At 25.9% G+C, this 11,216-nt stretch carries 10 protein-coding genes; all 10 read right to left on the bottom strand.

Annotated features, from left to right (window positions below; translation table 11 throughout):
- On the bottom strand, nucleotides 1–941 hold a 941-nt coding region (locus XO11_RS05160; RefSeq protein WP_175418272.1), incomplete at its 3' end, for an AAA family ATPase.
- Nucleotides 942–1,088: 147 nt separating this feature from the next.
- Nucleotides 1,089–2,453 carry an ATP-binding protein gene (locus XO11_RS05155; RefSeq protein WP_014296523.1) on the bottom strand — a complete coding sequence of 455 codons (1,365 nt, stop codon included), beginning with the start codon at nucleotides 2,451–2,453 and terminating at the stop codon, nucleotides 1,089–1,091.
- A 107-nt stretch (nucleotides 2,454–2,560) separates the two neighbouring features.
- Nucleotides 2,561–3,619: a dTDP-glucose 4,6-dehydratase gene (gene rfbB / locus XO11_RS05150; protein WP_175418271.1), complete on the bottom strand. Its 1,059-nt coding sequence runs from the start codon at nucleotides 3,617–3,619 to the stop codon at nucleotides 2,561–2,563.
- 2 nt (nucleotides 3,620–3,621) lie between these two features.
- Nucleotides 3,622–4,467, bottom strand: a complete 846-nt coding sequence (locus XO11_RS05145) for a formyltransferase family protein (protein WP_175418270.1) — start codon at nucleotides 4,465–4,467, stop codon at nucleotides 3,622–3,624.
- A 17-nt stretch (nucleotides 4,468–4,484) separates the two neighbouring features.
- Nucleotides 4,485–5,351, bottom strand: coding sequence for a glucose-1-phosphate thymidylyltransferase RfbA (rfbA, locus tag XO11_RS05140; protein WP_175418269.1), 867 nt, complete (start codon nucleotides 5,349–5,351; stop codon nucleotides 4,485–4,487).
- 12 nt (nucleotides 5,352–5,363) lie between these two features.
- Complete coding sequence (rffA, locus tag XO11_RS05135; protein ID WP_175418268.1) at nucleotides 5,364–6,494, bottom strand: dTDP-4-amino-4,6-dideoxygalactose transaminase; 1,131 nt, start codon at nucleotides 6,492–6,494, stop codon at nucleotides 5,364–5,366.
- Nucleotides 6,495–6,511: 17 nt separating this feature from the next.
- Complete coding sequence (asnB, locus tag XO11_RS05130; protein ID WP_175418267.1) at nucleotides 6,512–8,386, bottom strand: asparagine synthase (glutamine-hydrolyzing); 1,875 nt, start codon at nucleotides 8,384–8,386, stop codon at nucleotides 6,512–6,514.
- A gap of 13 nt (nucleotides 8,387–8,399) precedes the next feature.
- The gene (locus XO11_RS05125; RefSeq protein ID WP_175418266.1) at nucleotides 8,400–9,389 is read right to left on the bottom strand and encodes a radical SAM/SPASM domain-containing protein; all 990 of its coding nucleotides are present in this window, start codon (nucleotides 9,387–9,389) and stop codon (nucleotides 8,400–8,402) included.
- A gap of 4 nt (nucleotides 9,390–9,393) precedes the next feature.
- Entirely contained in the window at nucleotides 9,394–10,353 is a 960-nt protein-coding gene (locus XO11_RS05120; RefSeq protein ID WP_175418265.1) for a radical SAM/SPASM domain-containing protein, read from the bottom strand.
- A gap of 168 nt (nucleotides 10,354–10,521) precedes the next feature.
- Complete coding sequence (locus XO11_RS05115) at nucleotides 10,522–11,211, bottom strand: WbqC family protein (protein ID WP_175418264.1); 690 nt, start codon at nucleotides 11,209–11,211, stop codon at nucleotides 10,522–10,524.
- Between the last annotated feature and the right edge of the window lie 5 nt (nucleotides 11,212–11,216).

The following is an 11,216-nucleotide window of genomic DNA, read 5'->3' as shown; positions in this document are numbered from 1 at the left end:
TCGCTTAATATATTGTCGTCTATTATTTTTTGTGGAGGTTTTTGTTGTGATTGATATTCTGTTATGAAATAAAATACCATATCAGGATTATATAATTTTTCTTTTGCTTCTATATTGAATCGATAGCCATTATAATTCTCTTCCATTTCCTTTAATAATTTATCAGAGTATATTTCATAATATTCAAGTAATTGAATTACTTCTTCTTTTGTAAATCCAAGCATTTTATTGAAGTTTATATCTGTAGTCTTGTTCTTTGTAATATTGAATCCACTGGTTAATGAATCCAGCATTATTGGACTTACTCCTGTCATGAATATTCTTTCTATAATTGTCTTGGTTCCTTTTTTTATTTCTTCGTAGAATTTTCTTACAAATCCATGTTTTGTTACGCTATTTCTGAACAGATCAAGATTGAAACTCAATAATTCATTTGCAAAATGATCATATTCGTCTATCAATAAGTATATTGGTTTGTCTAATACTTCAATTGCATTGTTTAAGAATGCTCTTATTATATCTGCTGGTTCACTGAATTCCTTTTCTATTTTTATTTTTAAATTATATCTACTATTAAAATTCTCAAGATATACAATTACATTGTTTTTAAAACTTTTTATTAATATATCCTTGTTTTCTGTTTGTATTCCTGAAAAATCCATATATAATATGTAATATTCATTTTTTAATGGTGTTGGATTTTCGCCGATATATAAATCTCCAAATAATTCTTCAAATTTGTTTTTATAATTAATATCATAATATTTTCCAAGTGTATCTAAAAACAATGTTTTTCCAAATTTTCTTGGTCTTAAAAATACTATATATGTTTCATCTAATTTTTCCAATTTTTCTATATATTCTGTTCTATCAACATAATAATAATTTTGTTTTCTTATTACCTCAAAATTTTGCTTTCCATATGGTATTTTCTTTTTCATTTACTTCACCTCTTGGTTGTATAAATCGGTTTAATAATTCTCTATATTGATTATATCATAACAGATTAATATAAAAAACTTCTGGAATTTAAAAGGATAATTCCAGAAGTTTTTTGCTGATATTATATGAAACTTTAAAAGTAAATTTTATATAAGTTCTGATAAGCTTTCTAAATCAATAAGTTTTATATTTTCTGCTTCTAAAATGTTTGTAAATCCTGATTTTGAGAATAGATAATAAATAATTTCATCAGGTTCAAAATTCCATTCTTCTATCATTTTTTGAGTTTTCAGCTGTAACTTTTGCAAAACTCTATTATCAACCTTTTTATTTGTCCATTTACATTCTCCAACAATTACTTTGTTTTCTTTTATAGCTGCAATATCAATTTCTATATCTTTATTCCACCATTTTCCAATCTTTTGTGGTGATTCAACTCTTTCTATGTATTGCCTTGCTATTTTTTCAAAAGTAAATGATGTATAATTATTTATTTCCAGAAGGATACTTTTAACAAGTTGCTCTCCGTGTCCCCTATAAATTATATCTATATTTGGAAAAATATATTTAAAATAAAATTTTATATACTCATCATTTATATAATACAACGGTTTTCTTTTTGGTTTTTTTAATGAAACGGGAAATTCCTTTTTTATTAATTCAACATCCAGCAACTTTGAAAGGTATGTGGAAATTTTTCTATTTTCCACGCCGCTGAAATTTGAAATTTCTACAGGTGTAGTTTTTCCATCGGCAATTACTCGCATAATGGAAAAATAATTTGAAGGATCCTTTTTAAATTCTTCCATAGTTAAGAATTTTCCTTCTTCAACGAGAAATTCCCCTGGTGAAAACACTCTATTAAAAAGTGCCTCTTCAAAATTAGAAAATTCAGAAAATTCTTTTAAGTATAGTGGAATACCATCAGTTATACTATATATATATATTTTATCTTCAATATTGAAATTAGGAAGAAACTTTGAAGAATCAAAGAAATCCATGGGTAATATTTTGTATTGTCCGGTTCTTCGACCATATAATGGGCTATTGTGTTCAAGTGCGATTTTTTCTATCATTCCGGAATATGAACCACATAAAATAAAATTGACATTCATCTTACTGAATTCTGTATCCCACCATCTTTGGAATATAGACATAAATGAAGAATCCTGAAATGGAATATATTGAAATTCATCGAATATTATTATTTTATCTCTATTTTGTAGTAAATACATTTTCAATAAACCAAAAAAATCATCCCATTGATTAACCTGGATATTTCCGGGAAAATTTGGAAGTTTGGATATTATTTCCCTGGAAAATCTATTGATTAGATATGAAGTATTAGAAAGATCAGCAGTGAAAAATACAGCCTTTTCTTCAAAGGTTTTTTCCAGTAAGAAGGTTTTTCCAACCCTTCTTCGGCCATATAGAATTATTAATTCACTTTTATTTGAATAAATTTTTTTTTCTAAAAAATCTTTTTCTTTTTCACGATTTATCATTTTCATAGTATCTTCTCCTATTAAAAAAATACAAAAGTATATTTGCAAAAGATATATTTAGCAAACATATCTTTGTATTTTTATTATGTTTTAAATAACTTATATATTAAAAGTTAATAATAATTTCTCCTATAAAACTCCAAATACTCACCAGAAATAATTCTTTCCATCCATTCTTTATTGTTTAAATACCATTCTATTGTTTTTTCTATTCCTTCATCAAACATTATTTCTGGTTCCCATCCTAATTCTTCTTTTATTTTTGTTGGGTCTATTCCATATCTTCTATCATGTCCAAGTCTGTCTTTTACATGCGTTATGAGATTTTCATTTATTTGTTCATCTCCTGTTTTTTCTCTGAGTATTTCTATTATTTTTTTTACTATATATATGTTTTCTTTTTCATTATGACCACCTATGTTGTATACTTCTCCGTTTTTTCCTTTTTCAAATACTAAATCTATTGCTCTACAATGATCTGTTACGTATAACCAATCCCTTATTTGTTTCCCATCTCCATATACTGGTAATTCTTTATGATTTAATGCATTGTTTATCATTAACGGTATTAATTTTTCTGGAAATTGATATGGTCCATAGTTGTTTGAACATCTTGTTATGTTTATTGGCATTTTGTATGTGTCATGGTATGCTTTTACTATTAGATCAGCTGATGCTTTACTTGCTGAGTAGGGACTGTGCGGGTCTAATGGTGTCTTTTCTGTGAAGTATCCTGTTGGTCCCAATGATCCATATACTTCATCTGTTGATACCTGTAAGAATTTTACTCCTTCTTTGAATTTTTGTGTGTCTTTTTGCCAGTATTTTTTTGCTACGTTTAATAATGTTTGTGTTCCAAGTACATTTGTTTTTAAGAATATTTGTGGATCATGTATTGATCTGTCTACATGACTTTCTGCTGCAAAGTTTATTATTCCTTCTATTTTATATGTTTCAAATATGTATTCTAATAATTCTGTGTTGTTTATATCCCCTTTTATAAATATGAACCTTTCTTTTTGTTCTGGTGTTAGTTTTTCAAGGTTTTCTAAATTTCCTGCATATGTTAATTTATCTAATCCTATTATTTTTCTGTCTTTGTATTTTTCAAGATAGTAATATACAAAATTACTTCCTATGAATCCTGCTACTCCTGTTACTAATATGTTCATTGTTATATTTCCCCTTGTTTTTTTTCAAGTAAAAATTTGTTTGATTTTATCCATATATTGTTTCTAATATGGATAAACAAATAATTATTTTTAATGTAGAAGGTATGTTGTTTATCGTCTGTATTTTTATTAATAAATGTAAATGTACATTGTTTAATCCATAAAATAGTATTTTTAAAAATGATTTTTGCCCCCTTATAAGAACTTTGAGATCTTATCTTGTTGTATATAAGAGAAAAATCATCGTTATCTAAATCTATTATTATATCTTTTTCTGAAAATATTGGATAATAATATCCTTTTTTATTTTTTTTTGATTTAATTGTACCGTTTTTATATTTGATTAAATCATTTAATAATTTTGGTGTATAATTAAGAAGTTTTTCTTCAATTTCATAAGGAGTTTCCCAGAAATAATACGGGATTTTAATTTGTGAAATAATATCCCCTTCATCAAAATATTCGTTTATTTTATGAAGTGTCATTCCAACAAATTTTTCATTTTTTATAGTTGCCCAAAATATAGGATTTCTACCTTTATAAAATGGAAGAAAACTTGGATGTAAATTATAAAATTCCTTATATTTAATTTTATTTATGGGAATTTTTTTGCCGAAAGAATGAACAATAAAAAAATCAATGTTTTCCATATTATTTATAACTTTTATAAGTTCTTTTGTGTTTGTTATTAACAGTAATTTTATATTTCTAATTAAAGAAAAAGTTAATAATTCATCTGTAACTCTGTCTTTTTCACAAATTAAATATTTTAAGTTATAATTTTCGTTAAATAATATGTATTCTGAAATTTTTGCTGTGTTTCCAATATATGTAACATTATAAGGCATATTAACCTCCATTTTTATCATTCATTAATGATACTTAGAAGATATTTTCCATAATCAGTATTTTTAAATTTTTCTCCAAAAAATTTTAATTTTTCTTTATTTATCCAGCCTTTTTTATAGGCAATTTCTTCTAAACACGCGATATATAATCCCGTGCGTTTTTGGATTGTTTTTACAAAATCAGTTGCATTTGCTAATCCATCATATGTTCCAGTATCTAACCAAGCAAAACCTCTACCTAATATTTTAACCTTCAAAGTTTCTTCTTCTAAATATTTTTTATTAATATCTGTAATTTCTAATTCACCGCGTTTTGAAGGTTTTAGCGATTTTGCTTTTTTTATTACTGTATTATCATAAAAATATAAGCCAGGTATTGCATAGTTGCTTTTTGGTTTATCGGGTTTTTCTTCGAGAGAAATAACATTAAAATTTCTATCAAACTCAACAACACCAAATTGTTCAGGATTATTTACGTAATATCCGAAAATTAGAGCTCCTTTTGTTATTTTTGAAGCTTCTTTTAATATTGTGGTAAATCCTGTTCCATAAAAAATATTATCTCCTAATATAAGAGATACCGAATCTTTTCCTATAAATTTTTCTCCTATGAGAAAAGCTTCTGCTAAACCTTTAGGATGTTTTTGCTCAGCATATTTAAGGTTAATTCCTATATCTTTACCATTTCCTAATAATTTTTTATAAAAAAATAAATATTCAGGATTCGTTATAATTAAAATATCCCTAATATCTGCCAACATTAGAACAGATAATGGATAATAGATCATGGGTTTGTCGTATACGGGTAATAATTGTTTGCTAAGCCCTAAGGTTATAGGATATAAACGAGTTCCATATCCTCCAGCAAGAATAATTCCTTTCATGTCAATCAACCTTCATTTCATTAATATATCATAAATTGATTTTATTATATATTCAATTTCTTTATCGGTTAAATGTAAATGAAATGGTAACCTTAAAATTCTTTTACTTACATCTTCTGTAATAGGCAAATCACCTTCTTTGTACCCAAGTTTTTTCCCCATTGGTGATATGTGTAAGGGTATATAATGAAATAAAGCTTGTATACCTTTTTCTTTTAATTTATACATTAAATTATCTCTAATTTCTTCATTTTTTAAAAGAATAAAAAACATATGATAATTACTTTTATTGTATTCAGGAATTATAGGAAGAGTTATAATATTTCTTTCTTCTAAATCTTTTAATCCTTCATAATATTTTTCATAGATACATTTTCTTTTTTCAAGTATATAATCCATTTTTTCAATTTGAGCGAGTAAAAATGCAGATAATATATCTGAAATTAAAAAACTTGATCCAATATCAACCCATGTATATTTATCTATTTCACCTCTAAAGAATTTGCTTCTATTTGTTCCTTTTTCTCTAATTATTTCAGCTCTTTCAATAAAAGATTCGTCGTTTAAAATGATGGCTCCACCTTCACCACATGTGTAATTTTTGGTTTCATGAAAACTATAAACTCCTATATTACCAATAGTTCCCAAAAAAGAATTTTTATATTTTGCATTTACTGCTTGTGCTGCATCTTCAATTATATATAAATTATATTTTTTAGCCAAGTATAATATTTTATCCATATCAGAAGAAATACCTGCATAGTGAACAGGGATTAAAGCACGTGTTTTTGAATTAATTTTTTCTTCTATTTTATTTATATCTATATTTAAAGTTTTTTTGTCAATGTCTACAAATATTGGTTTTGCTCCACGCAATAAAATTGAATTAGCAGTGGAAACAAAAGTATATGAAGGAAGAATAACTTCATCTCCGGGTTTTATATTTATTAGAATAGAAGCCATATCCAGTGCTGTACTAGCAGATGTGGTTAAAAGTATTTTTTTTGCTTTAAATTTTCTTTCTAAAAATTCTTGAACTTTATGAGTATATTTACCATCACCGCTTATTTTTGAAGAGGCAATACAATCTTTTATATATTTAAATTCTTTTTGATCGTAATATACTTTATTAAAGTTTATCATTTTTTCACACTCCAATATTAAAAATAAAGTTCCCACCATATTTGGAATGAAACGATGTTCCAGATTTTTGCAGCTAAAGTAAAATCATTTTCATTTTTTTCATAATATTCTTTTAAGAGATTTTGAATATAAGACTTATTAAATAAACTATTTTGTAATCGATTGAATGATAAAGTATCAAAAACAAAATCTTTAATTTCATTCTTTAACCACCAGAAAATTGGTAAAACAAATCCTTCTTTTTTTCTATTAATAATTCGTTCAGGTACTAAATCTTTTAACGATTCTTTTAATATGAATTTTACTATACCATTTTTTATTTTCAAATTTCCTGGTATTGAAGCAACGTATTCTATTAATCTATAATCTAAAAAAGGTGATCTTACTTCAATGGAATGGGCCATAGAAAGAAAATCTACAAAAGCCAAAACTTGATCTGGGAGTAAAGTTTTCCATTCATATTCTAATATTTTATTTAAAGGATCAATAGCTTTTAATTTAGAAAAATCATTTTTTACTAAATCTAAAGTATTAATATCATCAAAATAAAATTTATTTTTATCTAAAAGGTTTCTTTTTTCTGCATCTTTAAATAGTAAAATATTGTATTTCCATATGTATTGTTTTCCTTTGGATAACAAATATAATTTTTCTAAAAAACTCATATTTTTTTCAAAAGGTTTAAATAAATTTTTTTCGTTTTCTGAAAGGTTATTTTCTTTATATTTATTATAAAGTTTTTCGAAGTAATATAACGGTTGAGCAAGTCTTGGAGCAAGATAACTTGCAAATAATTCATCTGCTCCATCACCAGATAAAGCAACTTTAACGTGTTTTTTGATCAACTTTGATAAAAAAAATGTAGAAATAGTTCCCGAAAAAGGATTGTCAAATGATCTTAAAATATCAGGAAGATCCTCTATTAATTCATTTGGAGACATATAATATTCATAATGTTCGGTATCTAAAATTTCAGATATATGTCTTGCAGATTTTATATCATCATCTTTATGTTCAAGAAAAGTAGTGTATCCAAGCGAAAAAGTTTTTATTTTGGAGTTAGAATATTTGGACATAATTGATACAACAGCACTGGAATCTAATCCACCACTCAAATAAGCTCCTATAGGGACATCGCTAATCATTCTGAGCTTTACAGAATCTTCAAGATAATTTTTTATTTTATATTTTATTTCCTCCGTAGAGTCGGTTGTTTGTTTTGAAAAGTCAATTTCCCAATATTTGATAAGTTTTTTTTCTTTTTTATTTAAATCAAAAACTAACATTTCTCCAGGTAATAAGGAATATATATTTTGAAATGCAGTCATTGGTGCCGGAATATTTTTAAACGTAAAATAATGATAAATAGCTTCGAAATTAGGTTCTTTTACATATTTAGGATGTTTTAAAATAGCTTTTATTTCCGAAGAGAAAATAATAGTATTATTTAAAATGCTATAAAATAAAGGTTTTTGTCCTACCCGATCTCTAACAAGAATGATTTTTTTTCTTTTTTTATCCCATATAGCAATTGAAAACATACCATTAATCTTTTTCACAAAATTTAAATCATATTCTTCGTATAAATGAACAATAACTTCTGAATCAGAGTGATTGGTATAAAATATATGTCCTTTTTCTAAAAGTTCATTTCTTAATTCTTTAAAATTATATATTTCACCATTCCATACAGCCCATATATCCTTTGTTTCATTGTGTATAGGTTGTTTTCCGCTTTTTATATCAATTATACTTAATCTTCTTGAACCAAGGTTTATATCCTCATCATAATAAAATCCTTCTTCATCAGGACCTCTATGGATTATTGAATTTGTCATAGTTTTTAATATATCTAGATTTTTTTGACCACTAAATCCTACAAATCCACACATTTTCTCACCAATTTCATTTAAATTTTTTTGATTTGTTTTTTTCAGCTATTTCAACTAGTTTATAATAGTTATAATTCCATGTTCTGTATTTTCTATCTGTACAATTTTTACATAAAGGTATTTCATCCATTTTTCCTTCCAGATGAAGTTTTCTAATTTTTTCAAATTCTTCTCCAAGCCATATTTCTTTTATACTTTGTTCTTTTACGTTTCCAAGATTCGTATTGAAAGCTATATCATATCCACACATTGCCACCTGCCCTCTGGAATCAATATTTAATCGTTCAAATGGCCATGGACATGGAGCTGTTGAAGGGAGATAAGGTGTAGGGTCAGCAGATTTTGATGGATCTCCCATACCCCAAGTGAGGAATTTTCTTAATTGAACATGATCAACTTTATCTTTCCAGAAATTTAAAATTTTCTCTGGATCTGCTCCATCTTGAACAATTGCACTAACAATTATTTTAGTTTCACTTTTTAATTCATTTCTTAATCTAACCATTCTTTCTACATTTTTAACTAAATTAAACCAATCGAGTCCTTTTCTAAATTTAGAATAAGTTTCTGGATCAGCAGCATCAACACTGAATTCTATCATATCGGTATTTGCTGATAATAATCTTCTTGAATTTTCTTCATTGAATAAGGAACCATTAGTGATTAAACCAATTTTAGCTCCAACTTTTTTAGCATATTCAATAAGTTCAACCATTTTTGGATGAAGCATAGGTTCTCCACCACCCGTTAACCTTATGTATGATCCATACTGTCCGCATTCATCAGCAATTTTTTTGAATAAGTCTTCATTTATAAATAATGCATCTGAATAAGTATTTCTTATATTTGATATTGTGTAAGGGCACGATGGACATTTTGCATTACAAACATAAGTAACGCTTAATACAACCATCATAGGGAATTCCTTTGCTTCTTCTCGCATTTGAAATTTTTCTGGTATGTGTGTTAAGAAATCGGTATAGATTTTAAAATTTTTCTTCATTTTATTATTCCTCCTTTAATTCATTTGAATCAATGTAAATAGCATAACTTGATTGCCAGTCTTTACAATTTCTACATAATTCAGGTAGCCTATCCCATTCTCCATTTAAATGTTTTAACCTAAATTTTTTTAAAGTAGTATTCCATATTTCTTTTATAGAGTGTTTTTTTATATCCCCGAAAGTTACTTCACAATTTAAATCTACAGCACACATACAAACATGTCCTTGATCGGATATATTTATAGTGTTCATGGCCCAATTACAGGGAAGACGATATTTAAAATCTTTTAGGTTACTTGCTTCTACTTTTCCAGCCCAACTGACTTTTGGTCTGACTTTTACTGTAATTTCATGCTTTGTCCAATATTCTATAAAATCATTTAATTCTTTTTCATTTTCTGGCATTTCAACAAATTGAACATATAATTTTTGATTACTTGTTCCCCATTTTTTTAAAGCTTCTTTATATAATAAAACACCTTTTGTTACTTTTTCTAGATTACCTTTTATACGTATTTTTTCATATGTGTATTTGTTAAAAGCATCTATTCCAACATATAATGCATCTAACCCTGCTTTTACTAAACGTTCAGCCCACTTTTCATTTAAAAGGTTCCCGTTTGAATTCAATACAACATCTTTTAAACCTTTATCTTTAGCATACTTTATTCTTTTATCTAAATCCCTTAACATTAATCCTTCACCAAAAAAAGTAATCCAAACTCTTGTATTTGGATTTTCAATTGCAATTTCATCTATAATTTTTTTATATAATTCAAAATTCATTATTCCTGGTGTTCTTTTCATTTCTTTATGAGGGCACATAAAACATTTTAAATTACAATAAGATATATTATCTATTAAAACAACTTCTGGAAATACATTCTTTTCTTCATCTTTTATTCGGGAATTTAGTTTTGATTTTAAAAATTCAAAATCAGTTTCAGTTAATTTTTTTATCATTCATTTCGCTCCTTTCATTATGTTTTTTATATAGAGAAATTAAATAAATTAAATATTTTTTTTAAAACATTTAATATTACATATTTTTATAATTTCATATTTTCAAATTCGGATAAATATTTTTTATTATATCCAAGAAGTTGCATTACTCAACATTTTTTATTTTTATTAAAAGTTTTTTTGAAAGATAAATTTTTTAGCGTTTTTACCACAATTGAATAAAACATCTAAAATGGTTACTTCATGAATAAATTCTCCGTGGAGTTGTGGATATTCTGGATAATTATATTGCATAAAACGGATTTTTATATTATTTTTTTCGAAAAGCTTAAAATCAAGATAGTTTTTTGCTGCAGGCCCACTGATATATTCTTTCCCGTTAAATGATTTTATAATTTTTATTAATCGTTCATTTTTTTCACCGGTAATATTAAGTTCTGAAGAAACATAAAATTGTGTTTTAATATTTAAAACTTCACAAATTTTTTTTGTTGTATAAATATTTAATTCATTTAACCTTGTCCAAGAATGCTTTATATAAAAATCTTCTAATAACCATTTAAAATCTTTAAAATATTTCGCTTTTGAATAGTTTGCAATAAATGAATTTAAATGTTTTCTCTGCCAATTTATTTTTTGGGAAATTTGAACTTCGTATATTTTTTGAGATATGCTATTACTTTTTACTGGAACAGTTATCCATTGTTTGCCGTTTGGAGTTTTTATAATATTTCTATTTCTCCAATCACTTTTTGTATATTGTACATCATCAAGGAAGACAAATATGTCTACCTTATTAATCATATCAAAAACACCTTTCCACGGAATATAATTTGGTTGTAATATAGCGATCTTCATTTAAA

Origin of the sequence: Marinitoga sp. 1138 (assembly GCF_013363265.1) — a bacterium.
GTDB lineage: Bacteria > Thermotogota > Thermotogae > Petrotogales > Petrotogaceae > Marinitoga > Marinitoga piezophila.
The sequence above is the reverse complement of the archived record's forward strand: the minus strand, read 5'-3'. Positions and strand labels throughout refer to the sequence as shown.

What these genes read in the sequence shown, in the direction of transcription:
- rfbA (WP_175418269.1), bottom strand. Translation starts at nt 5,351, where the DNA reads ATGAAAGGAATTATTCTTGCTGGAGGATATGGAACTCGTTTATATCCT.
- asnB (WP_175418267.1), bottom strand. Translation starts at nt 8,386, where the DNA reads ATGTGTGGATTTGTAGGATTTAGTGGTCAAAAAAATCTAGATATATTA.
- XO11_RS05145 (WP_175418270.1), bottom strand. Translation starts at nt 4,467, where the DNA reads ATGCCTTATAATGTTACATATATTGGAAACACAGCAAAAATTTCAGAA.
- XO11_RS05125 (WP_175418266.1), bottom strand. Translation starts at nt 9,389, where the DNA reads ATGAAGAAAAATTTTAAAATCTATACCGATTTCTTAACACACATACCA.
- XO11_RS05155 (WP_014296523.1), bottom strand. Translation starts at nt 2,453, where the DNA reads ATGAAAATGATAAATCGTGAAAAAGAAAAAGATTTTTTAGAAAAAAAA.
- XO11_RS05120 (WP_175418265.1), bottom strand. Translation starts at nt 10,353, where the DNA reads ATGATAAAAAAATTAACTGAAACTGATTTTGAATTTTTAAAATCAAAA.
- rffA (WP_175418268.1), bottom strand. Translation starts at nt 6,494, where the DNA reads ATGATAAACTTTAATAAAGTATATTACGATCAAAAAGAATTTAAATAT.
- XO11_RS05115 (WP_175418264.1), bottom strand. Translation starts at nt 11,211, where the DNA reads ATGAAGATCGCTATATTACAACCAAATTATATTCCGTGGAAAGGTGTT.
- rfbB (WP_175418271.1), bottom strand. Translation starts at nt 3,619, where the DNA reads ATGAACATATTAGTAACAGGAGTAGCAGGATTCATAGGAAGTAATTTT.